This window comes from Acetobacter fabarum, from assembly GCF_029069195.1.
In the GTDB taxonomy this organism is placed as follows: Bacteria; Pseudomonadota; Alphaproteobacteria; order Acetobacterales; family Acetobacteraceae; genus Acetobacter; species Acetobacter fabarum_A.
Genome location: NZ_JARDYK010000001.1, coordinates 79,536 through 101,133 on the forward strand (window position 1 = coordinate 79,536; position 21,598 = coordinate 101,133).

A 21,598-nucleotide genomic window follows, 5' to 3' on the forward strand; every position below is an offset into this window, starting at 1 on the left:
TAATGATGCGTTTCAGTTCAAAAGCTGCCCTTTTGGGGGCTGTTTGTCTTTCTTTTTCCGCAGCCCTCATGCCCGCAGCTCAGGCAGAAGGTGGGAACGGCTGGTTCGTGCCCAAAAGCCAGCCTGCTGCGCAGGCTCCGCATCCTGCCAGCCATAATGCCGCCCCGGCTCCTGTCGCACTTCCCGCTCCTGCAGCCGATAGTCAGGAAGCTGCCGATCAGGCACCCCCGGTTCTGCCCTTGCCGCCTATTCCCAATGCACCAGAAGTGGCCAAGGAAGCACCTCCACCCACCACCATTATCGGTGTGATCAGTGTATCCGGCGTTATGCGTCAAACCTTGGCTGCCATGCAGGTGGAGCGTGTTCTGGGGGCCCGCCGCGATGCGCTGGCTCAGGACCTCCAGCGTGAGCAGGCTGGCTGGCGCGATGAGCAGCAGACGCTGCAGGCTCAGGCTAAATCCCTGACATCCGACCAGATCCAGACCCGTGAGCGTAGTCTTCAGGCCAAAGTCATGAAGGCGCAGCGCGACTTCCGTAACCGTAACCGGATTATTCAGGAGGCGGCTCAGGTTTCTCTGGGGCAGATCGAGCGTGAACTGGTGCAGGTTATCCAGAAGGTTGCCGCAGCGCACGGCATGAATCTGGTGCTGCACAGCGAGCAGGTTGCCCTGCATGTGGATGGTCAGGATATTACGAACGAGGTGGCTGCAAACCTGAACAAGGTTCTGCCTAGCGTTTTCATTCCCGATGCCAATGTAGACCCCGAAGAACTGGCAAAATCCGGCAAGATGCCCACAACGGCTGATGGGGATTCGCAGATGGCGGCGTCCGGTCCAGCTCCGGTGGTTCCTGCGGCTCCAGCCGGGAAAAAGTAAGCATGGTGGATTGCAGGGCGTCTTCCGGGCCGGCTGATCCGCGTTTTTTTACGCGTGTTGGGCCCTTTGATGCATCGGTACTGGCAGAAGCAGCCGGTGCCGACCTGCGGCCTCCCCGGCAGGGGAGTTTTCCGCGTGAGGGATACACCGGCATAGCGCCTTTGCAGGTGGCCCGCGCGCGTGATGTGAGTTTTCTGGACAATCGCCGCTATGCCCCCTTGCTGGAGCATACACAGGCCGGTCTGGTGATTGTTGCACCGGCTTTTGCAGACAAGGTGCCAGAGCACTCCGCAGCCCTTGTGACCACCACCCCGTATCTGGCATGGTCGCGCATCGCGCGGCTGTTCCATCCACGCCAGATTGGCAAGGGTGGTATTCACCCTTCCTCAGTGGTAGATTCTTCTGCTGTTGTAGACCCCACAGCGGAAGTGGGGCCTTTTGTGGTGATCGGACCTGATGTGCAGGTCGGGTCTGGTTGCATTATCGGGTCTCATTCCGTTTTGGACCATGGTGTGCAACTTGGTGCGGAATGTCGCATTGGTTCCATGGTGACATTGTCACATGCTCTGGTGGGGGACCGTGTAACCATTCTGCCAGGTGCGCGTATTGGGCAGGAAGGTTTTGGGTTTGCTGTCGGACCAGACGGGTTTGAGAGCGTCCCCCAGCTTGGTCGTGTTATTATCGAGCATGATGTGGAAATTGGCGCCAACAGCACAATTGATCGTGGCTCGGTCAATGACACGGTTATCGGTGCCGGGTCCCGGCTCGATAATCTTGTCCAGATCGGGCATAATGCCCAGCTCGGGCGTTGCTGCATTGTGGTGTCGCAGGCTGGTATTTCCGGCTCCACGGTGCTCGAAGACTATGTAACGGTTGCTGCTCAGGCTGGTCTTATCGGCCATATCCGTATTGGTGCCAAGGCGCGCATTGGCGCGCAATGTGGTGTTATGTCGGATGTTGAGCGTGGCGCAGATGTCATAGGCAGCCCTGCCATGCCGTTCCGGGAGTTTTTCCGTAACGTGGCGGTGCTGCGCAAGTTGGCAAAAAAAGCGTCTGGGTCGGCCAAGGGCGATTCAGACAAGATATGAACTTATCCCGGATTGTGGTCCGGTACAGAGGGTGGTTTAGGGGACGTGGAGACACAACAAGAATCCCGGCAGGACGGCAAGACAATCGCACGGATTGATGTGAACCGTATCATGCAGGCGATTCCTCATAGATATCCTTTCCTTCTGATCGACAGGATGGAAGATATTGTCCTGGGGGAAGAAGCAACCGGTATCAAGAATGTCTCGGTTAACGAACCGTTTTTTCCGGGGCACTTTCCCGGACGGCCCGTTATGCCTGGCGTCCTTATTGTGGAAGCCATGGCCCAGACTGCGGCAACGCTTGTTGTCCTTTCGCTCGGAGAGGCATTTGAGGGCAAGCTCGTCTATTTCATGACGATCGAAGGGGCAAAGTTCCGCCGTCCGGTAGAGCCGGGTGACCAGTTGCGTATCCATGTCGCCAAGGAACGGCATCGCTCCAATGTATGGAAGTTCCGTGGGGAAGCGCGTGTTGATGGTGTTGTGGTTGCAGAAGCAACCTTTAGCGCCATGATCATGGGTTGATTTTTACGCTTGGTGTGCCGTTTGGCTCCAGATATGCTTCAGTCCGGTTTGCTTTTACCGGCCGACAGTCTGGCGCATGGGCCCAGTGATTCTGTGTTGCAAATCAGGCGGACTATTAAGGAACTGAAGTGGTGCACGCTGTAGAGGAAGCTAGGCAGACGCTTGTTCATCCAACCGCTCTGGTTGCTCCGGGGGCAAAGCTTGGGCAAGGCGTGGTTATTGGTCCGTGGTGCTCTGTTGGGCCAAATGCAGTTCTTGATGACGGGGTGGAGTTGATCTCTCACGTTGTTGTGGATGGGCATACGCATCTGGGCGCGTATTCACGCTACTTTCCGTTCTGCACGGTGGGTATGGCGCCACAGGATCTTAAATACAAAGGCGAACCAACCCGGTGTGAGGTCGGGGCCCGTACGGTTGTGCGTGAGCATGTGACCATTCATCGGGGCACGGCTACGGGAGCTGGGGTCACGCGTGTTGGTCAGGATGTGCTCATCATGGCCAATGCGCATGTTGCGCATGATTGTGTGCTGGGTGACCGTGTGATCATTGTCAACAATGTGGTCATGGGGGGGCATGTGACCATTGGTAATGATGCGCGTGTTATGGGTTCTGCCGCCATCCATCAGTTTGTCAGGATCGGGCATGCAGCTCTTGTGGGTGGGGTGGCCGGTGTTGAGGCCGATGTTATTCCCTATGGGAGTGTGCTGGGTAACCGCGCCAGACTGATTGGCCTGCACTGGATATGGCTGCGCCGCAATGGTGTGCAGTCGGCTGAAATCCAGTTGATGCGTAAAGCCTTTTTTACCCTTTATCCCAAGGTCTGTGGAGATGTGTCCTTTCAGGCACGGCTGGCGCATGTTCGTCAGACTTTTGCAGATAACGCTCGGATACAGGAAATTCTGAATTTTATTGATGCTCCCAGCCACCGTGGTCTTGTGCGACCCGCACGGGGTGGGGCAGCTGATCAGGCGGAAACCGAAGGCGCGTGAGTGCCACGCCAACAGCAGTTGGCATTCTGGCGGGCGGTGGTCCTTTACCAGCCAGAGTGGCAGAGGCGGCCCATGCGGCAGGTCGGCCTGTGTTCATTATTGGGTTTGAGGGGTTTGCCGACCCTGCCACTCTGGCTCCCTGGCCGCATGAATGTGTGCGCCTGGGGGCCGCGGGTCGCATGTTAAGTCTCTTACGTGCGCATGCCTGCTCCGATCTGGTGCTGATCGGTCCTATCCGCCGTCCTTCCCTGCGTAGTCTCTGCCCCGATGCCGAAGGAGCCCGTATTCTGGCGCGCCTCGGCAAAGCTTTGTTTGCGGGAGATGACGGGTTGCTTGCAGCCCTTGTGCGCATTCTGGGGGAAGAGGGGTTTCAGGTGCGTGGTGCACATGAATTTTTATCTCATTGTGTGGCTGGTGCGGGCGTGCTGGGCCAGTTAAGGCCAGATGCGCGCGCGCTGGCGGATATTCAGCATGGTGTGGCGGTTACCCAGGCACTTGGCAGGCTGGATATAGGGCAGGGGTGTGTGGTGCAGAGCGGCGTTGTGCTGGCCGTAGAGGCCATGGAGGGCACGGATGCCATGCTGGTGCGTTCGGGATCTTGCCGCCAGCCCGGAGATGGCGGTGTGCTGGTCAAGCTGCTCAAGCCGGGGCAGGAAAAAAGAGCGGATATGCCAACCATAGGCCCGACAACACTGCAGATCGCACATGCGGCTGGTCTGCGTGGGGTCGCGTTTGAGGCGGGGAATACCCTGTTAACAGACCGCGCCGCCTGTGTGGCGGAGGCCGAAAGGCTGGGCTTGTTCCTGATCGCCATAAACCCGGCAGAAATGCATTCCGTAGAGTAGCTGCGTCAAAGAGAGTGTGTGTCAATCTCAGGGGAGGAACGGCATGTCCGGTTTTTTGCATACTATGGTGCGTGTTCGTAATCTGGAACAGAGTCTGGCGTTCTACGCGCTGCTTGGTCTGCGTGAACTGCGTCGGCGTGACGTGCCAGAAGGCCAGTATACCCTTGTTTTTATTGGTTTTGCAGATAACGCGGCAGGGCAGGCTGAAATTGAACTGACCTATAACTGGGGGCGGGATAACAGGTACGACATAGGGACAGGATTCGGACATTTTGCCATAGGTGTGTCCGACGTTGCCGCTGTTGTGGACCGTGTTCGCGCAGGAGGCGGTAAGGTTGTGCGCGCTGCCGGGCCGGTCAAGTTCGGGACCAGCATTATCGCCTTTGTGGAAGACCCGGATGGTTACAGGGTTGAGCTGATCGAACGCCCGTAAAGCAGCGCCTAATCCGTTTTGCGCTGCTTGAGGCGGGCAGTCAGGCGGTCCAGCGAATCATTAATGGTTCCGGCTGCTTTTTTTGTAGCAGGGTCGGGGCTGAGCATAAGCTGGTCCGCGATCAGCATAACGGGTGAAATAATGCCCCGTATGTCATGGCGCAGTCTGGGATCGTTCTGCTCCGTTGGGGCGGTAGGGCTGGGTGGAGTATCTTCCTGCCGGGCGGAGGCTGGTTTGGGCTGACGTGCCGCTATCCATGCCGCACAGACCCCGGCAAGGCCCACAAACGCTGGGGTAAGTCTATGTGGAGCCCCCATGCCCCCCGCCAGCAGGCAGGCCAGAACAGGCAGGCCAATAATAGCCAGAATGGTCCAGAAGCGGGTGGAGGAGAGAGGCATGCGGCCTTCCATCATGCGGTTGATCGTGCGGGAATGGGCGCGCGACTCTGCGCCGCACATTGACGTTCTTCTATCTGAACTTTATAAGCCGCGACTTCAAGAGAGAGTGGCTCGTACTGCGGCCACTGGCGAAGCATATTCAAACTGAAGGGAGTGCAGCCATGAAGCGCACTTATCAACCGTCCCGGCTGGTCCGCAAGCGTCGTCACGGGTTCCGCACCCGTTCGGCTACCGTTGGCGGCCGTCGTATTCTGGCAAACCGTCGTTCCAAGGGCCGCAAGCGTCTTTCCGCGTAAGCGTTGTCCGGCAGTCCGGTTTTGATGGACTGGTCTGAAGGTCAGGAGCAGCCAGCCGCAGGGGCGCAAGCGTCCATGCGGCTTAAAAAGAGAAAAGAATTTCTCTTCATGGCAGCCAAAGGGCGAAAAGCTCCGGTGTCTGGTCTTGTCCTTCAGCTTTTCAGACGGCCCGATTCGGACCCTGCGCGTGTTGGCTTCACGGTGACCAAAAAAGTCGGGAATGCCGTGGTGCGCAACCGGGTACGCCGCAGGTTGCGTGAGGTTGTGCGCAGAGTGGAAGCCGATACACCGCTAAATGGGCTTGATCTGGTGCTGATAGGGCGGGGAGCCACGCGCGACCGCTCTTTTGATGCACTGGTGGCCGATTTTCGGAAAGCGTTGAAACTCTGTATGCGGGAGTCGTGAATGTCCCGTCTTGCATTCCTGTCGATCCTGCGCTGGAACACGGTTGTGCCGTTCAAGACCGCCCTTTGGGGTGGGTGTTGAGTTTTCCATTTCTGTTATGTGCAGGGGGCCTGTAGGCCAGAGCTCATGGATTCAAAACGTCTCATACTGGCAACGCTGTTGTCAGCTCTGGTTCTTATCGGGTTTGATTACTTCTTTCCCCAGGCTCCGGCACATCAGCCCGCTCCGCCGGTAACGCAGAGTGTGGCCAGCCAGACGGCTCCGGCTACCACGGTGGCGGCTGGTGCGGCTCAGGCAGCTGGCCCGCTGGCAGCCAGCGCGGGCGTTGCGGATGTGCCCGATGGGCCCGATACCCGCATTGCCATTAATGCGCCGTCTGTTCAGGGAAGCATCAACCTGCGTGGTGCCCGGCTGGATGATCTGGTACTCAAGCAGTACCGTGAAACCGTAAAGCCCAACAGTCCGGATGTGCGCGTTCTCAGCCCAGTGGATACCAAGCGGGCTGATTATGTGGATTTCGGCTGGCGCGCTGCTACGTCTGATGTGCCGGTTGCTCTGCCCAACGCCCATACGCTCTGGAAAGCTTCTGGCACACAGCTTGATGGTGAACATCCGCTGACCCTGAGTTGGGACAACGGGGCAGGGCTGACGTTTGAAGTCGCTCTTGGGGTGGACAAGGACTATATGTTCACTGTCACCCAGCGCGTGCACAATGCAACGGGGCAGAGCATCGCCCTGTACCCTTACTACCGCGTGAACCGTGGTTACACGCCTGAAGAAACTGGCGGTATGCTGGTGCATGAAGGCCCGATCTCGGTTATTGATGGTCGTCTGAACGAAGGGTCCTACAAGTCTGTCCGCAATGATGGCGTTCCGCCTGAGAACGTGGCCTGGAGCCATCAGGGCACGGGTGGCTGGGCCGGGATTACCGACAAATACTGGCTGATGGCCATTGTGCCCGATCAGGCTGCAAGCGTGGTGGGTACATATGTCTGGCAGGCTGCGCAAACGCAGTATCAGGTCGGGTTTACAGCGACCGCTCCCATGCAGGTGGGGGCGGGGCAGACCATTTCCACCCAGGCGCATGTGTTTGCTGGCGCCAAGGAAGTGCGGCTGCTTGAACAGTACGAGCACGATCTGCATATTCCCATGTTCTGGAAGGCCGTGGACTTCGGGTGGCTTTCCTTCCTGACCCGTCCGGTGTTTTTTGTGCTGGACTGGCTGAACAGCCATCTGGGCAGTTTTGGTCTGGCCCTGCTGACCTTTACGGTGATTGTGAAGGTGGCCTTCCTGCCGCTGACTATCAAGCAGATGCGCATGACCTGGAAAACCTCCCGTCTGAAGCCGCAGGTTGATCTGATCCGCGCACGTCACAAGGACGACCCGGTGGCTATGCAGCAGCAGATCATGATGCTGTACCGCAAGGAGAATGTGAGCCTGTTTGGCGGTTTCCTGCCTCTGTTTATTCAGGCTCCCGTGTTCTGGTGTCTTTACAAGGATCTGTATGTCACGATTGAAATGCGGCATGCGCCCTTTATCGGCTGGGTGAAGGACCTTTCTGCGCAGGACCCGACCAATATTTTCAATCTGTTCGGTCTGATCCCCTTTGACCCGGCGCAGCTCCTGCCCATACTTACACTTGGGGCATGGCCTATTATTTATGGCGGGACCATGTTTGTCATGCAGAAGGTCAGTGCCAGTTCCACCAGCATGGACCCCGCGCAGCAGAAGATCATGATGTTCATTCCGCTGCTGTTCACCTTCTTCATGGCGCGGCAGCCGGTTGGTCTGGTCATTTACTACTGCTGGAGTAACGTGCTGACCGCCATACAGCAGATTATCATCATGGGTCGGCTCAAGGCGGCGGATGCCAAGCCCCAACTGGTTGCCAAAAAATGACGTATCAAGAGCCTTCTTTCCGTGAACTGAAGGACGAAGCAGATGTTGCCGCCGCTCTGGAAGAAGGGCGGCGGCTTTTTGCCGGTTCATGCGATTTTGTGTTCGGCGCACAGAAACTGGGGCAACTGCCCCCGCAGACACTGCCCGAAATCGCGTTTGCCGGACGCTCCAATGTGGGTAAATCCAGCCTGATCAATGCCCTTACCGGGCGTAAGACGCTGGCCCGCGCTTCTTCCGAGCCGGGGCGGACCAAGCAGCTCAACTTTTTTGATCTTGCACAGCGCCTGATGCTGGTGGACATGCCCGGCTATGGCTATGCCCGCGCTACCAAGTCCGTCAAGGAAGACTGGCAGGAGATGATGTTCGATTACCTGCGCGGCCGTCCCAGCCTGCGCAGGGTCGTGTTGCTGCTGGATGCACGGGTGGAAATGAAAGCGCATGATCAGGAGGTGATGAAGCTTCTGGACCGTGCGGCTGTCAGCTTTCAGGTTGTGCTGACCAAGTGTGACGATGTTAAGCCTACCGCACTGGCCCGTAAACAGACTGATGTAGAGGCCGAAATTGCACGCCATGCGGCTGCTTTTCCGCATCTTTCTCTTACCAGCAGCCAGACCGGGCAGGGCATTGAGGCGTTGCGGGCGGAACTGGCAGAGTTTGCCCTGGCTTGATCAGGGATTATGGACAGACGACGGCAGGATTTTCACAGCATGACTGAACCGAGACTTCCTTCTACCGGCGACAAGCATGATGCTTTGCATGAAGCTGCCGTGCTGGCCAATGCCCTGCCGTACCTGCGGCGCTATGCAGGGGATACCATTGTGGTCAAGTATGGTGGCCATGCAATGGGGGATGTAGGGCTGGCCAAAACCTTCGGGCGGGATATTGCCCTGCTCAAGCAGGTCGGCATCAACCCGGTTGTGGTGCATGGGGGCGGTCCGCAGATCAACCAGATGCTCAAGCGGCTGGATATTCCCTCCCACTTCATTGATGGGCTGCGTGTTACGGATGCCAATGTGGTGGACGTGATCGAGATGGTTCTGGCTGGCTCAGTCAACAAGCAGGTGGCTGGGCTGATCTGCGAGGCAGGAGCACTTGCCGTCGGGATTTCGGGCAAGGATGGCAAGATGATCACCGCCCGCAAGATGCGGCGTACCGTGCGGGATATGGACAGCCAGATCGAACGCGTGCTGGATCTGGGTTTTGTGGGGGAACCGGTCAGGGTTGACCCGCGTGTGATCTATGCTCTTTCCGGCTCGGGGCTTATTCCGGTTATTGCCCCCGTGGGTCTTGGTGAAGATGGCGAGACCTATAACATCAACGCCGATACCGCGGCTGGTGCGGTGGCGGGGGCAGTACATGCCACCCGCCTGCTGATGCTGACCGATGTTCCTGGCGTGCTGGACAGGCAGGGCAATCTTATTCCCGAACTGACTGCGGCTCAGGCGCGTCAGGCCATTGAGGAAGGGGTAATTACCGGCGGCATGATCCCCAAGGTGGAAACCTGCATCGAGGCTGTGCAGGGTGGCGCAAGCGGGGCCGTTATCATTGATGGCCGCATGCCCCATGCCTGCCTGCTGGAGCTGTTTACGGCCTCCGGTTCGGGTACGCTTATCCGCGCGGAGTAAGGCTGCGCAGGCAGGGATGGCAGAACAGGACATGCGTTGACACGACAGCCCCCTGTCCGCATGGTCTTTTCCTCTTTTGTTGCCGGGCGGGCCTGTCGCCCGGGTTTATTTTTTCATGTTTCTGATTGGTGTGCCATGACAGACGAAACCCTCCGCGCTCACATTGAAACCCTGTGGGAAGAGCGTGACCGCATTTCTTCCGCCACCGTGGGCAAAGACCGCGACGCCATTGAAACGGCCCTTGAATCGCTGGATTCCGGTCGTCTGCGCGTGGCTGCCCCGCAGGAAGATGGATGGGTTGTGCATGAATGGCTGAAAAAAGCCGTACTGCTCTCCTTCCGCCTCAATGACAGTGTTATTCAGCCCGGTGGCGCTGCTGGCGCTCCAGCCTATGATAAAGTGCCCCTCAAGTTCGCTGGCTGGGATCAGGCCCGTTTTGACAAGGCCGGGTTTCGTGTGGTGCCTGGCGCGGTTGTGCGCCGTTCGGCCTTTATTGCCCCAGGCGCAGTGCTGATGCCGAGCTTTGTCAACGTTGGTGCACGCGTGGATAGCGGGACCATGGTGGATACATGGGCAACTGTTGGCAGCTGTGCGCAGATTGGCAAAAACTGCCACATCAGTGGTGGTGCAGGGATTGGCGGCGTACTGGAGCCGTTGCAGGCTGCTCCGGTTATTATTGAAGACAACTGCTTTATCGGTGCCCGTTCCGAAGTGGCCGAAGGCGTTATTGTTGAACGGGGTTCCGTCCTGTCCATGGGTGTGTTCCTGGGCGCTTCCACCAAGATCGTGGATCGTGCAACGGGTGAAATCTACATGGGGCGCGTACCGGCCTATTCCGTTGTGGTGCCGGGTACCCTGCCGTCTTCCAGCCCGGTTGGCCCGGATGGTCGCCCAAACCCGGCACTGGCCTGCGCGGTGATTGTCAAGCGTGTTGATGAACGTACCCGTTCCAAGACTTCCATCAACGACCTGCTACGCGACTGAACACCGCAAGACCTGAAGGACGAGACTGACGTATGACAAAGGCCACATCCGGCTCCCTCCCCGCTGATCTGGCGCTGACAGACCCGCTGGGTGTGGCCCGTTTGCTCATCCGTCAACCTTCGGTTTCTCCCGACCCCGGCGAATCCCAGCGTCTGCTGGGGAGCATGCTTGAACGCCTTGGGTTTGCCGTAACACATCTGCCTTTTGGCGAAGGGGCGGAGCGCACTCCAAACCTGTTTGCCCGTCTGGGGGAAGGTGCGCCACATATCTGCTACGCAGGTCATACGGATGTGGTGCCCGCCGGGAATGAGGCGGATTGGACGCACCCTCCCTTTGCCGCAGATGTTGTGGATGGCGTGCTCTACGGTCGGGGTGCGTGCGACATGAAGGGCGGCATTGCCGCCTGCGTGGCCGCCATCGCCCGTCGGGTACAGAGCGGGTTAGGTATGGGGTCCATCAGCCTGCTGATTACAGGGGATGAGGAAGGCCCAGCCACCTACGGTACCCAGAAGGTGCTGGAATGGATGGCCGTACAGGGCCAGATTCCCGACTACTGCCTTGTGGGAGAGCCCACAAACCCCCAGACACTGGGTGAGATGGTCAAAGTGGGCCGCCGCGGGAGCCTGAACGCCCGTATTCTGGTCGAAGGCACGCAGGGGCATGTTGCCTATCCGCACCGGGCGGATAATCCCGTGCATCGTCTGCTTGTGGTGCTGGCCGCCCTGCGGGCTGCGCCGCTGGACCATGGCTCGGAGTATTTTGAGCCTTCGAGTCTTCAGGTCACCAGTCTGGATGTGGGGAATACGGCCACCAACCTTATTCCCGCGCGGGCGGAAGCGCGGCTGAACATCCGGTTCAATGACCTGCATACAGGTGCAGCCCTTGGCGGCTGGATCAAGACCGTATGCGCCCAGTATGCGCCGCGTGCGCAGGTGGATATCAGCGTGAGCGGTGAATCTTTTTTTGCTCCACCGGGGGCGGAAATGGCCGTGCTGCAACAGGCCATTACAAGTGTTACCGGGCTTTCTCCCAGACTGGATACGGGTGGGGGCACGTCGGATGCGCGTTTTATTGCCCGCTACTGCTCGGTTGCGGAGTTTGGTCTGGTCGGGGCAAGTATTCATAAGGTGGATGAGCATGCAGCGGTTGCTGATATGGAAAAACTGACCCGGATTTACGAAGCCTTTTTAAAAGGGGTAGGGGTGTGATCCCAGATACAGGCAAGTTGGGCGCGGTAAGGCGCATCGTGCAGGGTATGTTGCAGTTGGCTGCTGGCAAGCGGGAAGGGCTGGCCTGTTTTGAAGGCACGCCAGACGCATTTGGCGCAGCCCTTGCTCCACAGATGGCCTTCATACTGGTGGGGGGGATTCAGATATTCCTGCTGCCTGATAAGGTCATGTCCGCGACCAAGCTGCTCCTTTCCCTTTGTGTGCTGTTTCTGCCTGCGGTTATTTCCCATTTTTACGCCCAGCGCTGGGGGCGTGGCGCGCTCTGGCTGCGCTATATTACCGCAGCAACATGGTGCGGCTGGGTTGTGGTGCTGATCTCGCTGGCCTGTGCGCTTGTTGCCGCGGTTATTACGCCAGACATAGCCCGCCAGCAGGTTTTTATCGGAGCGCTGGCCTTGTGTGCCGCAGCGTATGAACTGTGGCTGCAATGGTTTGTGGCCAAGGTTGGGTTGGGTATTTCCGGTAGTCGGGCCGCGTTGCTGTATGTGTCCGTTCTGGTGGCATCGGTCGTGCTTTATGGTCTGGCGGCGTTGTTGCCTCCGCATTACATGGTGCTGAATGATCTGCTTCAGCCCATGGTAAACGTAAAGACAAAGTAAGAGGGTGGCCCTTTTTTGGTATAAGACCTGATATTGGGCCACCGGTCAGGTCGGTTATGTGCGGTTCTGTGGGGGCGCACTGGTAAACGGGTCTGGCTCATAGCCGACACCATTTAAATATAATCCATCTGGTGGGGCTGTGGGGCCCGCAGCGCTCCGGTCGCGCGCGGCCAGGGCCTGAGCCACCCGTTCCGGCGCCCATGCGCCTGTTCCTACCTTTTTGAGCGTACCCACCATGTTGCGGACCTGATGATGCAAAAAGGACCGCGCCTTGGCAAACACCACTACTTCATCCCCCTCACGCGTAATGTCCAGTTGGTCCAGCGTGCGGACAGGGCTGTTGGCCTGGCAGGCCACAGCACGGAAGGATGTAAAGTCGTGCAGGCCCAGCAGCATGTTGGCGGCCTCCTGCATGCGATGCACATCCAGCGGAGATTTGACATGCCAGACATGGCCTTCGGCCAGTGCAGGGCGTGTACGCCGGTTGAGAATACGGTAGCGGTAAGATCGCCATGTGGCAGAAAACCGGGCGCTCCAGTCCAGACTGACCGGAGCTGCGTCCAGCACAACCACGGCATGGGGCTTAAGGTGGTAGCTTAATCCTTCCCGCACGGAATAGCTGGAAAAGCTGGTATCCGCAGGAAAGTCCAGATGTGCGACCTGTGCCAGCGCATGCACGCCCGAATCCGTGCGCCCTGCTGTAATGCTGGGTACGGGCCTGCCTCCGGCAAGACGAAAAGCGGCCTCTTCCAGCAGGGCCTGAACAGACAGGCCGGAAGCCTGTCTTTGCCAGCCGACTAGTCCGCGCCCATCATATTCCAGTTGAACAGCCCAGCGCTGGATGGTGGGGGTGGTCATGGGGTGCTGTCGGGTGCAGGGGCGCCAAGGCATGCACCTGCGGGCAGGGGTTGCCCACGGAGGAAGGCGTCTGCCTCCATCATGCCGCGACCGGGGCGTTGCAGGCGGGTCAGGCGGATGCAGCCGCTGGTACAGGCCACGGTTAGCTGGTCGTCTATGACCGTGCCGGGCTGCTGTGCAACGGGGCTATGGGGTAGAGGTATACCGCCCCCGATTTTGATGACAGTGCCATTTTCCAGCGTGGTGAAGGTGCCGGGCCAAGGTGTGAGGGCACGTATCTGGCGGTCGATGGTTGTGGCGTCCTGCGTCCAGTCAATACGCCCGTCTTCACGCGTCAGGCGGGGAGCGTAGGTAACACCTGTATCCGGCTGCACCTGCCGTGCCGGGCGGCCTGCGGCTATGCGAACCTGTGTTTCTGCCGTGTCTGCTTCGGCCGGGGGGAAGTCCTGCAACACCCGTAGCACCATGTCTCCCCCCAGTGTGCTCAGGGCGTCGTGCAGGGTGGAGGCGGTTGTCTGGTCTGTAATGCGGACGGCCTCACGCAGCAGCATGGGGCCTGTGTCCAACCCTGCTTCCATCTGCATGATGGTTACACCACTTTGGGTATCTCCTGCCAGAATGGAACTCTGGATCGGGGATGCCCCCCGCCAGCGGGGCAGCAGGCTGGCATGGATGTTTAAACAGCCCAGCCGGGGGGCGTCCAGCATGGTTTGCGGCAGAATCAGCCCGTACGCTGCAACAATGGCGGCATCGGCCCCAAGTGCGGCAAATTCTTCCCATTCCCGTGGGTTATTGCGGAGCGAGAGCGGGTGGCGCACAGGCAGGTCAAGGTCCTGCGCGGCCTGCTGCACGGGGGATGCACGTAGCGCCTTGCCACGCCCGGCCGGGCGGGGAGGCTGGGAATATACGGCAACAATGTCGTGCCCGGCGGCATGGAGCGCCTTTAGGGCCGGTACGGCAAAATCTGGCGTACCCATGAAAACAAGACGCATCGGGCGGGATTTTTCCACTTAATTGCGCTTCAGGTCCTTGGCCAGACGGCGCAGGATCATGTTGCGGCGCAGGGCGGACAGGTGGTCCACAAACAGAATGCCATCAAGGTGGTCAAGTTCGTGCTGGATACAGGTGGCCAGCAGCCCGTCTACATCACGTTCCTGCGTGTCGCCATTTATGGTGAGCCAGCGCACACGCACTTTTTCGGGGCGGACGACTTCAGCGTACTGGCTGGGGAGGGAAAGGCAGCCTTCCTCCCGTGTAGCCATTTCTTCCGTTTCGGCCACAATTTCCGGATTGATCAGGATTATGGGCGTGCGGTCTTCTTTTTCACCCAGATCAATCAGAACAAAACGTTGGCTCAGGCCGACCTGCGGTGCGGCCAGCCCAATGCCGGGGGCCTGATACATGGCGGCAAACATGCCGGGCAGAATCTTCTGGATTTCGGCCATGTCTTCAGGTTTGACCGGTCTGGCTTTCTGGCGCAGCACGGGGTGGGGCGGCGTCAGGATGGTCATGGGGACCGCTTTATCCGAGGCGGCGGAAAATGCGGCGTCTGTCAGGGCTGCGTTTGTCATACAGCCCGATTTAGCCTTCCGCTGTGGTGGATGCCAGCACAAAACGGCATTAAAAGCTTTTCTGGCACAAAAAATCTGTAACTTTGCTGCCACAATATGGCGTGCAGACCACAGTGTTCTGCTCGCCAGACCATAATGAGGAGGGACACAGGGTTGCGTGTGCCCGCTTCTATCCCATATCGTGAAGAGATCGGATGCCGTGGCGGGTCCGGTTTTATACGTCTCGCTCAGAAAGGAGGAGGCTTGTACAATGTCAGGCAGGCTTTTTGGCTCGCCCATGTTTTTGGGTTTTGATCATCTGGAACAGATGCTGGAGCGCGCCAGCAAAGGTTCGGGTGACGGGTATCCACCTTACAACATAGAGCAGATAGCCCCTAACGGCCTGCGTATTACCCTTGCGGTTGCCGGTTTTCGGATGGAAGATCTCCAGATTACGCAAGAAGACAACCAGCTTGTTATCCGTGGGCGTCAGGTGGAAGAGGGGGAGGAGCGTGTTTACCTGCATCGTGGTATTGCTTCCCGCCAGTTCCAGAAAGCGTTTGTGCTGGCCGAAGGGATAGAAATCGGCGGCGCATGGCTGGATAACGGGCTGCTGCATATTGACCTGTTCCGTCCTCAGCCCGAGGTCCGGGTCAAGCAGATTGAAATTATGCAGGGTGGACAAAAAGGGCAGGTTGGCGCGAATACTGGCGTTAAGCCCCGGCCCACGCCGCGTATGCTGCATCCGGTTATGGATGTGGATGGTAGTTGAAACCCCGAAGGAGGACGCAATGAAAAGCAGCATGCAGGGTGCTTACATGCCAGCTGGTCTGCCGCAGGCCGAACGCGTGGCGGATGTGCGGCAACTTTCGGATATGCAGTTCCGCTCCCTTGGGCTGAGCAAGGTTGCCTATACGCGCCCGGCCACCTTGGAGGACGGCGAGGAAGGCTGCGCCATTTATGCAGCGGACGGGTCGCTGCTGGCTGTGGTGGATGACATGGAAACAGCATGGGGCGCCATTGTGCAGAATGACATGGTGCCAGCCTCTCTCCAGTAAACCGTGTTGACGGGATGATAAAAAAAGGACCGGTTTGTGCCGGTCCTTTTTTGTTGGGGGCATAGCCCTGCCGCTCAGGCTGGAGGGGTATCCAGCGGGGCCGTGTCCAGCCAGCCGATATTGCCATCGTCCCGGCGGTAGACAAGGCTGATATGGCGGCTGGCCAAATTACGGAAAAGCAGAAAGCTGTGGCCGGACAGGTCCAGCCGCATCACGGCCTCACCCACTGAAAGCACGGGAATATCCGTAGGCTGTTCGGCAATGATGGTGGCAAAGGTTTCCTCCTCCGTTGTCAGCGGAGCAGAGGGGGGAGTGTCTGTTTCGGGTTCTTCTTCTATGGGTTGCAGAATATAGGAACGTGCACGTTCAGGCAGTTCCTGCCGGGTGGTGGCACGGGCGTGGGAGGTTACGCGCCTGTGGTAACGACGCAGGCGTTTGGCGATATGTTCGGCGGCATCATCAAAGGCGGCATTGGCATCTGCGGCCTCGCCCTCTCCGCGCAGGATCAGGCCACGACCGGCTTTTACGTTGATGTCGCATGTAAAAAAGGAACGGGCTTTACCAAAGGTGACCTGCGCCTGTAGCCCTGTATCAAAGTATCGTTCCGCAAGATTGCCCAGATGGGTGTTAACCCGGTGTTTCAAGGCGTCGGAAAGATCAATCTGTTTACCGGAAACCTGAATATGCATAGGACATTGTTCCTTGCGACTGGCAGGACGGTTCACCCTCAAAGCAGCTTCAGTGCGCGTTCAGGCGCACCGTGGAGCAATGGACTGGCCTGCGTTACACTGCGGGCAGGGCCTGCAATGTTTCATCCTGTATTTGGGCATGGGCGAGGTGTTGGTGTCCATGCCTTTGTTACAGATATAATGCAAAGCTTGACCCGCTGGTTGCATGGTCGGTGCGCTGGATGGAAATATAAAGATGCATGGCAGGCTTGTCGCCAGACCCACCCTGTGCCTACACAGGATGTGCTGGCCTGACATGTTCTCATCCGGATATTTGCCCACCATGCTTTTACGTTCCGTTCCACCTGAGCATATGCCCAAAATGCCGCGTGGCTGGGGGTGGCAGATCAAGCTGGGGTGCCTTGCGGCTCTTATGGCGCTGTATGGCGGCTTTATGTGGCACGTCACACACCAGAAAATACGCCCGGTTATGGAGCGGGTGGATATTCCGGTGACCATTGTGGCACCACCCAGCCAGCCAGCGCCCCCGGCACCTTCCATCACCATGCTTCCACCGCCACCTCTGGTTGCGCCATCTCCACCGGCTCTACCGGAAGCTGTGTCGCGGCATCCCTGAATGTCTGAATGGAGGTAGGGTGTGAGTGAACTATGCGTTACCAGCCTGCATATCTACCCGGTCAAGGGGTTGCACGGGCTTTCTCCCTCTACAGCCATGCTCAGCCCTTGGGGGCTGGATGGGGACCGCCGGTGGATGGTGGTGGACCCTGATGGCAGGTTTATAACCCAGCGCACCTGCCACGCCATGGCGCTGGTTACGCCTCTTCCCACGGCGGAGGGGATTACGCTCACCCGTGCCCGTATGCAGCCCTGTCCGGTGCGTTTTCCCGGCTCCGACGCCCCGATTGCGGTGGTTACGGTCTGGAAGGATCAGGTACAGGCGCGGGATGCGGGCGATGTGGCCGCAGCATGGCTGGAGCAGGCACTGGGGCAACCGTGCCGTCTGGTGTGGATGCACCGGCCAGAGCTGGCGCGTATCCGCCAGCTTGGCGCGCAGCAACGCCCGGTTTCGTTTGCGGATGGCTACCCGCTCCTGCTGGCCAACACCGCCTCGCTGGACGACCTGAATACGCGCCTGCCCGCCGGGCAGGGAGTGCCCATGACCCGCTTCAGGGCCAATGTTGTGCTCAGTGGCGTACAACCCTGGGCGGAGGATGGATGGCGGCGTTTATCTATTGGCGGGAGCGTTATGGTGCGCGTGCTCGCCCCCTGCTCGCGCTGTGTGGTGCCATCCATTGACCAGAATACGGCGCAGGTGCCCAACCCCAGGGAACCACTTGCCACACTGGCCAGATTCAGGCGCGCAGAGGGTGGAGTTATGTTTGCACAGAATGCAGTAGTGGAAAAAGGCGGGCTGATCCGCGTGGGGGACCGGGCCCGCGTGCTGGAGGAAGGTCCTTCCAACCTGCTGGACACGCAGGGAATGCTGGCCTGAAGCGTCTGGGGAGGGAAGGCGTGAGCCCCGCGCCTTCCGGTTCTGCCATGCCTGTCTGCTGCGGTTGTGGGCTAGAGCGAGAAGCTATCGCCCAGATAAACGCGCCGGACGTCCTCATGCGCGACAATTTCTTCCGGCACACCCTGCATCAGCACCTGCCCGCTATGCATGATGTAAGCCCGGTCAATCACTTCCAGTGTCTCACGCACGTTGTGATCGGTAATCAGCACCCCGATCCCGCGGTCCTTGAGGTGGGACACTAGATCACGGATTTCGCCCACAGCAATGGGGTCAATCCCGGCCAGGGGTTCGTCAAGCAGAATGTAGTGCGGCTGGCTGGCCAGTGCGCGTGCGATTTCCAGCCGCCTGCGTTCCCCGCCAGACAGGGCGAGGGAGGGGGAGTGGCGCAGGCGGGTAATGCCAAACTCGTTAAGCAGCCCATCCAGCATGACCTGCCGCTGGTCGGGGTCGGGTTCAACCACTTCCAGTGCCGCCATAATGTTCTGCTCCACATTCAGGCCACGAAAAATGCTGGCTTCCTGCGGCAGATAGCCAATGCCAAGGCGTGCGCGCCGGTACATAGGCAGTTGGGTAATGTCGGCCCCATCCAGTGTAATTGTGCCGGTATCGGGCTGGACCAGCCCCACAATCATGTAAAAACTGGTCGTTTTGCCCGCTCCGTTAGGGCCAAGCAGGCCAACGGCCTCCCCCCGATGGACTTCGAGCGAGACGTTTTTGACCACCTGCCGCTTTTTGTAGCTTTTGCCAATGTTATGGGCGATCAGGCCGTGCCCTGATTTGTGGGGGATGCTCAGGTTAGTGGGTTCTGGGCCAATACTGACAATTTCTTCGCGCACCGTTTCTTCGGACGTCCAGCTTACTTCCCGGTTCATTGTTACTTCCTGTCCGATGAATCGCCATTATTGGGAACAACCAGTCCGCTTACCCGGCCGCCGGGCCGTTCTGTCATGGTGGCGATACCCGTGTGCATGTTAATAATGGCCGCAGCTCCCTGAATCTGGTTTGGCCCGCGCGTGATGTGTACGTTGCCAACAATGCGGGCTATGCCCGAGTCCGGCACATACACACCGCGGTCGCCGGTGACGATTTCGGTCTGGGTGCGGACCCATACATGGCCGAAAGCATTGACCTTTTCCAACTTGCTGGAGCCGGACGCAAGGGGGTCATCCGAGCCGCCGGTTTTGTTCTGGCCGGGGGTTTCCGTCTTTGGGGTGTCGACCTGGGTGCTGTAACCGACAAGCACATCGGCCCGAATCTGCCTGTGATCATCTGTGGTGACGGTGGCATCGCCCCGGCCAATGGAAATATGCTGCTGTGAGTAATATTCCATGGAATCACGCGCGGTCAGCACATCCTGCGGTGTTGTCAGCCGGAGGTTTTTACCGGTCATGACCAGCACGGCCTTGTCCATGTCATAAACCGCCTTGTCGCCCCATGCCTGATCGGTATCGGTAAAGATATGGACGTGGCCTATGGCTTCCAGCCGGTAGATTTCGTTCGCGCCGGAATCCTGATCATCGGTGGTTTTGTCATCGCCAGTGGCGGCGGCAGGGGGGCTGGCTGCCGTGGCCGGTGGATTGGCCGTGGGCGGAGCCGGATGGGGGGGGGGATGGTCCGGCTGGCCAGCAGCAGGTGGGGGGGCTGCCTGTTCGGACTGCGTGGTGCCTGTGGGCAGTTTTTTACGGTAATAGGCAATCAGCCTGTCCGCGGTAACCGTAACGTTGTTCCGCACGGCTTTGGCCTGATCATAGGCGACCACTTTTTTAAGGTTCTGGTCCCAGTCAAATCCGCCCAGAGCCGTTACCGCAATCTGCCCGCCATGTGACAGGTCGATTGCCTGTGCCCGCGCCGCACCATGGCAGAGCATGCTGCCCACAGGCAGGCTGGCCAGCAGGCAGCAGCCGCGCGCAAAAGCGCGTATGGCGGAGGAAGAAGAGGACGGGGTTTGTGTTGTCATGCTTCAGGATGCCTTTTTGCCAGTTTGGGCATCGCTCTGGCGGTCATCATTAAGGATCAGGCGGCCGGGGCCACGGAACTGGGTCAGGCCATCATGCTGGCTGAGCAGGAAGCCACGTGCATCCAGCGAGCCAAACGGGCCTTCTGCCCGGACCCATGAATCAGAGGCGATAATACCGGCCTTGATGTCAATATCGGCAAGGGGGGAGTGCATCATCAGGCCATCGTTGCGGTACAGGGTGACTTCTCCGGTCAGGTCAAGAATCTGTGCGTGCTGCATGTAAACGCCTTTTTCTGATCGGACCATAAGCCACGCCCCTCCCTGTGTCAGAATGTCGGCCACGGGGCTGGTCAGGTCCAGCCTGCTGTCAGGCGCCTGATGCACAGTATCTGCCGTGATCGTGAACGGGCGACCACGTTCATCCACCCCACGATAGGTAGCTCCGACCAGATTGCCGCTTTCCATCTTGACCTTGCTTAACTCGCGTATGGTGGTCTGGTTGGCACTTATCAGGTGCTCCACTTCAGGCCAGACCGCAATGGCGGACAAAAGCAGCAGGGCCGTGGCGGGCAGCAGCCACTTGGCCCAGCGCAGCATGGAGCGCCTGCGCGCCAGTGTGGCGGCATCTGGTATTTTGCGCCTGATGGACGATGTTGCAAGGCGTTCGCGCTGCTGTTTTATATCCGTGCCCGAGCGGGCATAGTCCTCACGCTCGGGGCGTTTGCCGGGGGTGTCTGTCATCCAACGCCTGCCCGGACCAGATCATGCAGATGCACAACGCCAATGGGCTGGCCTGCGGGGTTAAGAACAAAAAGGGCAGTAACGGGCCGCTTACGTGCATTCATGACCTGCAACGCCTCGGAGGCAAGCACATCCGGGTTTATGGTAAGCGGGCGTGGGTTCATAATGTTTTTTGCCAGTGTGGTTGTAAGGTCATGGTCCAGCGCGCGACGCAGGTCACCATCCGTGATCAGCCCCGCCAGTTCCCCATTCTGCCCCACAATGCCAACGCAGCCTAGCGCCTTGTGTGTCATTTCCATAATGACATCCCGCATGGGCGTGTCGGGTGCGGTCAGGGGCATGGCGTTGCCTGTATGCATGACCTCGCGCACCGTGCGCAGGCGTGCCCCCAGCCTGCCCCCGGGGTGGAATACCCCAAACTCGGTTGCGGTAAAGCCTCTTTGCCGCAGCAGGGCAACGGCCAGTGCATCACCAAAGGCAAGCTGCATGAGCGTGCTGGTTGTGGGGGCCAGCCCCATGGGGCAGGCTTCTGGCATGGAAGGCAGGGTCAGGGCCAGGGTAGCTGCCGTAGCCAGGGTGGAAGTGGCCTTGCTGGTTACGGCCAGCAGGGGCTGGCCGGTGCGCAGGGCATGGGCGGCAATGTCGGCCAGTTCCGTGGTTTCCCCCGAATTGGAAAAAGCCAGAATGGCGTCTGTTGGCAACACCATGCCCAGGTCCCCGTGTGAGGCTTCGGCAGGGTGTACATAAAACGAGGGCGTACCAGTGGAGGCCAGTGTCGCCTGTATCTTGCGTGCAATATGGCCGGACTTGCCAATGCCCGTAACCACGACCCGGCCGGTAATGCCCAGCAGAACAGCCACAGCCTGGGCAAACACTCCCCCCAGACCGGAGGGGTCTTCCAGCGCAAGAGCCAGTGCATTCAACCCGGCCTGCTCCATACGCACGGTGGCGGCGGCATCCATGTCGGGGGAGGGGGGCGTGGTGTGGGCTGGGGGTGTCATTGGGTTTCAGGCGGGTCCGATGGCAGGGGGGAGCCAGATACGTC

Annotated in this window: 27 protein-coding genes; 18 read left to right on the forward strand and 9 right to left on the reverse strand. The window is 59.1% G+C overall.

Translation table 11 applies throughout. From position 1 onward, the window contains the following. The first annotated feature begins 2 nt into the window (after window positions 1-2). The 6 genes from PY793_RS00370 to gloA all read left to right on the forward strand — a co-directional run bounded on the left by PY793_RS00370 (window position 3) and on the right by gloA (window position 4,752). Window positions 3-875 (forward strand): OmpH/Skp family outer membrane protein, encoded by an 873-nt coding sequence (locus PY793_RS00370; protein ID WP_275176163.1) that lies wholly within the window; start codon window positions 3-5, stop codon window positions 873-875. Window positions 876-877: 2 nt separating this feature from the next. Then, entirely contained in the window at window positions 878-1,963 is a 1,086-nt protein-coding gene (gene lpxD / locus PY793_RS00375) for a UDP-3-O-(3-hydroxymyristoyl)glucosamine N-acyltransferase (protein ID WP_275176164.1), read from the forward strand. Window positions 1,964-2,008: 45 nt separating this feature from the next. After that, window positions 2,009-2,485: a 3-hydroxyacyl-ACP dehydratase FabZ gene (fabZ, locus tag PY793_RS00380; protein WP_275176165.1), complete on the forward strand. Its 477-nt coding sequence runs from the start codon at window positions 2,009-2,011 to the stop codon at window positions 2,483-2,485. Window positions 2,486-2,616: 131 nt separating this feature from the next. Further along, window positions 2,617-3,474, forward strand: a complete 858-nt coding sequence (gene lpxA, locus PY793_RS00385; protein ID WP_275176658.1) for an acyl-ACP--UDP-N-acetylglucosamine O-acyltransferase — start codon at window positions 2,617-2,619, stop codon at window positions 3,472-3,474. Then, on the forward strand, window positions 3,471-4,319 hold the full coding sequence (locus tag PY793_RS00390; protein WP_275176166.1) for an LpxI family protein: 849 nt from the start codon (window positions 3,471-3,473) through the stop codon (window positions 4,317-4,319). The genes lpxA and PY793_RS00390 overlap by 4 nt, the downstream gene beginning before the upstream one ends. 43 nt (window positions 4,320-4,362) lie before the next feature. Next, window positions 4,363-4,752 (forward strand): lactoylglutathione lyase, encoded by a 390-nt coding sequence (gloA, locus tag PY793_RS00395; RefSeq protein WP_275176167.1) that lies wholly within the window; start codon window positions 4,363-4,365, stop codon window positions 4,750-4,752. Window positions 4,753-4,760: 8 nt separating this feature from the next. Here the strand turns inward: gloA and PY793_RS00400 are convergent, their stop codons facing one another. Continuing rightward, complete coding sequence (locus tag PY793_RS00400; protein WP_275176168.1) at window positions 4,761-5,210, reverse strand: hypothetical protein; 450 nt, start codon at window positions 5,208-5,210, stop codon at window positions 4,761-4,763. A 101-nt stretch (window positions 5,211-5,311) separates the two neighbouring features. Here PY793_RS00400 and rpmH point away from each other — a divergent pair, with 101 nt between their 5' ends. The 8 genes from rpmH (at window position 5,312) to PY793_RS00440 (ending at window position 12,187) form a co-directional block, all read left to right on the forward strand. Continuing rightward, window positions 5,312-5,446, forward strand: a complete 135-nt coding sequence (rpmH, locus tag PY793_RS00405; RefSeq protein ID WP_081774758.1) for a 50S ribosomal protein L34 — start codon at window positions 5,312-5,314, stop codon at window positions 5,444-5,446. A 24-nt stretch (window positions 5,447-5,470) separates the two neighbouring features. After that, complete coding sequence (rnpA, locus tag PY793_RS00410) at window positions 5,471-5,851, forward strand: ribonuclease P protein component (RefSeq protein WP_086645211.1); 381 nt, start codon at window positions 5,471-5,473, stop codon at window positions 5,849-5,851. Between the two features lie 126 nt (window positions 5,852-5,977). Further along, window positions 5,978-7,750, forward strand: coding sequence for a membrane protein insertase YidC (yidC, locus tag PY793_RS00415; RefSeq protein ID WP_275176169.1), 1,773 nt, complete (start codon window positions 5,978-5,980; stop codon window positions 7,748-7,750). Next, window positions 7,747-8,418 (forward strand): ribosome biogenesis GTP-binding protein YihA/YsxC, encoded by a 672-nt coding sequence (gene yihA, locus PY793_RS00420; protein ID WP_275176170.1) that lies wholly within the window; start codon window positions 7,747-7,749, stop codon window positions 8,416-8,418. The genes yidC and yihA overlap by 4 nt, the downstream gene beginning before the upstream one ends. A 39-nt stretch (window positions 8,419-8,457) precedes the next feature. Further along, window positions 8,458-9,375 carry an acetylglutamate kinase gene (argB, locus tag PY793_RS00425; RefSeq protein WP_275176171.1) on the forward strand — a complete coding sequence of 306 codons (918 nt, stop codon included), beginning with the start codon at window positions 8,458-8,460 and terminating at the stop codon, window positions 9,373-9,375. A 135-nt stretch (window positions 9,376-9,510) separates the two neighbouring features. Beyond that, complete coding sequence (dapD, locus tag PY793_RS00430; RefSeq protein WP_275176172.1) at window positions 9,511-10,359, forward strand: 2,3,4,5-tetrahydropyridine-2,6-dicarboxylate N-succinyltransferase; 849 nt, start codon at window positions 9,511-9,513, stop codon at window positions 10,357-10,359. Window positions 10,360-10,391: 32 nt separating this feature from the next. Then, window positions 10,392-11,567 carry a succinyl-diaminopimelate desuccinylase gene (gene dapE, locus PY793_RS00435; RefSeq protein WP_275176173.1) on the forward strand — a complete coding sequence of 392 codons (1,176 nt, stop codon included), beginning with the start codon at window positions 10,392-10,394 and terminating at the stop codon, window positions 11,565-11,567. Then, window positions 11,564-12,187: a hypothetical protein gene (locus PY793_RS00440; RefSeq protein ID WP_275176174.1), complete on the forward strand. Its 624-nt coding sequence runs from the start codon at window positions 11,564-11,566 to the stop codon at window positions 12,185-12,187. The genes dapE and PY793_RS00440 overlap by 4 nt, the downstream gene beginning before the upstream one ends. A 54-nt stretch (window positions 12,188-12,241) precedes the next feature. On the opposite strand, the gene truA is transcribed toward PY793_RS00440, so the two are convergent. The 3 genes from truA to def are packed head-to-tail and all read right to left on the reverse strand — an operon-like array spanning window position 12,242 to window position 14,616. Next, window positions 12,242-13,045 (reverse strand): tRNA pseudouridine(38-40) synthase TruA, encoded by an 804-nt coding sequence (truA, locus tag PY793_RS00445; protein WP_275176175.1) that lies wholly within the window; start codon window positions 13,043-13,045, stop codon window positions 12,242-12,244. Further along, window positions 13,042-14,037: a methionyl-tRNA formyltransferase gene (gene fmt / locus PY793_RS00450; protein WP_275176176.1), complete on the reverse strand. Its 996-nt coding sequence runs from the start codon at window positions 14,035-14,037 to the stop codon at window positions 13,042-13,044. Before fmt ends, truA begins: the two co-directional genes overlap by 4 nt. 18 nt (window positions 14,038-14,055) lie before the next feature. Next, window positions 14,056-14,616: a peptide deformylase gene (def, locus tag PY793_RS00455; protein ID WP_275176177.1), complete on the reverse strand. Its 561-nt coding sequence runs from the start codon at window positions 14,614-14,616 to the stop codon at window positions 14,056-14,058. A 250-nt stretch (window positions 14,617-14,866) separates the two neighbouring features. Between def and PY793_RS00460 the strand changes: the two genes are divergently transcribed. Continuing rightward, a complete protein-coding gene (locus tag PY793_RS00460) occupies window positions 14,867-15,367 on the forward strand; it encodes an Hsp20 family protein (protein ID WP_275176178.1) in 501 nt (166 codons plus the stop codon). A gap of 19 nt (window positions 15,368-15,386) precedes the next feature. Beyond that, entirely contained in the window at window positions 15,387-15,653 is a 267-nt protein-coding gene (locus tag PY793_RS00465) for a hypothetical protein (protein WP_275176179.1), read from the forward strand. 74 nt (window positions 15,654-15,727) lie between these two features. Here PY793_RS00465 and hpf read toward each other — a convergent pair whose 3' ends face one another. Further along, on the reverse strand, window positions 15,728-16,342 hold the full coding sequence (gene hpf, locus PY793_RS00470) for a ribosome hibernation-promoting factor, HPF/YfiA family (protein WP_275176180.1): 615 nt from the start codon (window positions 16,340-16,342) through the stop codon (window positions 15,728-15,730). 322 nt (window positions 16,343-16,664) lie between these two features. Here hpf and PY793_RS00475 point away from each other — a divergent pair, with 322 nt between their 5' ends. Both PY793_RS00475 and PY793_RS00480 read left to right on the forward strand, forming a co-directional pair. Further along, window positions 16,665-16,958: a hypothetical protein gene (locus PY793_RS00475; RefSeq protein ID WP_275176181.1), complete on the forward strand. Its 294-nt coding sequence runs from the start codon at window positions 16,665-16,667 to the stop codon at window positions 16,956-16,958. Between the two features lie 21 nt (window positions 16,959-16,979). Further along, window positions 16,980-17,834 (forward strand): MOSC domain-containing protein, encoded by an 855-nt coding sequence (locus PY793_RS00480; RefSeq protein ID WP_275176182.1) that lies wholly within the window; start codon window positions 16,980-16,982, stop codon window positions 17,832-17,834. A gap of 71 nt (window positions 17,835-17,905) precedes the next feature. On the opposite strand, the gene lptB is transcribed toward PY793_RS00480, so the two are convergent. The 4 genes from lptB to PY793_RS00500 are packed head-to-tail and all read right to left on the reverse strand — an operon-like array spanning window position 17,906 to window position 21,554. Continuing rightward, window positions 17,906-18,727 (reverse strand): LPS export ABC transporter ATP-binding protein, encoded by an 822-nt coding sequence (gene lptB / locus PY793_RS00485; RefSeq protein ID WP_275176183.1) that lies wholly within the window; start codon window positions 18,725-18,727, stop codon window positions 17,906-17,908. A gap of 2 nt (window positions 18,728-18,729) precedes the next feature. Further along, entirely contained in the window at window positions 18,730-19,812 is a 1,083-nt protein-coding gene (locus tag PY793_RS00490) for an LptA/OstA family protein (protein ID WP_408744634.1), read from the reverse strand. Between the two features lie 3 nt (window positions 19,813-19,815). Beyond that, a complete protein-coding gene (gene lptC / locus PY793_RS00495; RefSeq protein WP_275176184.1) occupies window positions 19,816-20,553 on the reverse strand; it encodes an LPS export ABC transporter periplasmic protein LptC in 738 nt (245 codons plus the stop codon). Further along, complete coding sequence (locus PY793_RS00500; protein ID WP_275176185.1) at window positions 20,550-21,554, reverse strand: KpsF/GutQ family sugar-phosphate isomerase; 1,005 nt, start codon at window positions 21,552-21,554, stop codon at window positions 20,550-20,552. The genes lptC and PY793_RS00500 overlap by 4 nt, the downstream gene beginning before the upstream one ends. Window positions 21,555-21,598 lie beyond the last annotated feature (44 nt).

Excerpts from the sequence above, each read along its gene's own strand:
- PY793_RS00370 (WP_275176163.1), top strand. The coding sequence starts at position 3 with ATGATGCGTTTCAGTTCAAAAGCTGCCCTTTTGGGGGCTGTTTGTCTT.
- PY793_RS00490 (WP_408744634.1), bottom strand. The coding sequence starts at position 19,812 with ATGACAACACAAACCCCGTCCTCTTCTTCCTCCGCCATACGCGCTTTT.
- def (WP_275176177.1), bottom strand. The coding sequence starts at position 14,616 with ATGACAAACGCAGCCCTGACAGACGCCGCATTTTCCGCCGCCTCGGAT.
- hpf (WP_275176180.1), bottom strand. The coding sequence starts at position 16,342 with ATGCATATTCAGGTTTCCGGTAAACAGATTGATCTTTCCGACGCCTTG.
- dapD (WP_275176172.1), top strand. The coding sequence starts at position 9,511 with ATGACAGACGAAACCCTCCGCGCTCACATTGAAACCCTGTGGGAAGAG.
- gloA (WP_275176167.1), top strand. The coding sequence starts at position 4,363 with ATGTCCGGTTTTTTGCATACTATGGTGCGTGTTCGTAATCTGGAACAG.
- yidC (WP_275176169.1), top strand. The coding sequence starts at position 5,978 with ATGGATTCAAAACGTCTCATACTGGCAACGCTGTTGTCAGCTCTGGTT.
- argB (WP_275176171.1), top strand. The coding sequence starts at position 8,458 with ATGACTGAACCGAGACTTCCTTCTACCGGCGACAAGCATGATGCTTTG.
- PY793_RS00465 (WP_275176179.1), top strand. The coding sequence starts at position 15,387 with ATGAAAAGCAGCATGCAGGGTGCTTACATGCCAGCTGGTCTGCCGCAG.
- PY793_RS00400 (WP_275176168.1), bottom strand. The coding sequence starts at position 5,210 with ATGTGCGGCGCAGAGTCGCGCGCCCATTCCCGCACGATCAACCGCATG.
- fmt (WP_275176176.1), bottom strand. The coding sequence starts at position 14,037 with ATGCGTCTTGTTTTCATGGGTACGCCAGATTTTGCCGTACCGGCCCTA.
- dapE (WP_275176173.1), top strand. The coding sequence starts at position 10,392 with ATGACAAAGGCCACATCCGGCTCCCTCCCCGCTGATCTGGCGCTGACA.
- rnpA (WP_086645211.1), top strand. The coding sequence starts at position 5,471 with ATGGACTGGTCTGAAGGTCAGGAGCAGCCAGCCGCAGGGGCGCAAGCG.
- rpmH (WP_081774758.1), top strand. The coding sequence starts at position 5,312 with ATGAAGCGCACTTATCAACCGTCCCGGCTGGTCCGCAAGCGTCGTCAC.
- lptC (WP_275176184.1), bottom strand. The coding sequence starts at position 20,553 with ATGACAGACACCCCCGGCAAACGCCCCGAGCGTGAGGACTATGCCCGC.
- PY793_RS00460 (WP_275176178.1), top strand. The coding sequence starts at position 14,867 with ATGTCAGGCAGGCTTTTTGGCTCGCCCATGTTTTTGGGTTTTGATCAT.
- PY793_RS00475 (WP_275176181.1), top strand. The coding sequence starts at position 16,665 with ATGCTTTTACGTTCCGTTCCACCTGAGCATATGCCCAAAATGCCGCGT.
- yihA (WP_275176170.1), top strand. The coding sequence starts at position 7,747 with ATGACGTATCAAGAGCCTTCTTTCCGTGAACTGAAGGACGAAGCAGAT.
- truA (WP_275176175.1), bottom strand. The coding sequence starts at position 13,045 with ATGACCACCCCCACCATCCAGCGCTGGGCTGTTCAACTGGAATATGAT.
- PY793_RS00500 (WP_275176185.1), bottom strand. The coding sequence starts at position 21,554 with ATGACACCCCCAGCCCACACCACGCCCCCCTCCCCCGACATGGATGCC.
- lptB (WP_275176183.1), bottom strand. The coding sequence starts at position 18,727 with ATGAACCGGGAAGTAAGCTGGACGTCCGAAGAAACGGTGCGCGAAGAA.
- lpxD (WP_275176164.1), top strand. The coding sequence starts at position 878 with ATGGTGGATTGCAGGGCGTCTTCCGGGCCGGCTGATCCGCGTTTTTTT.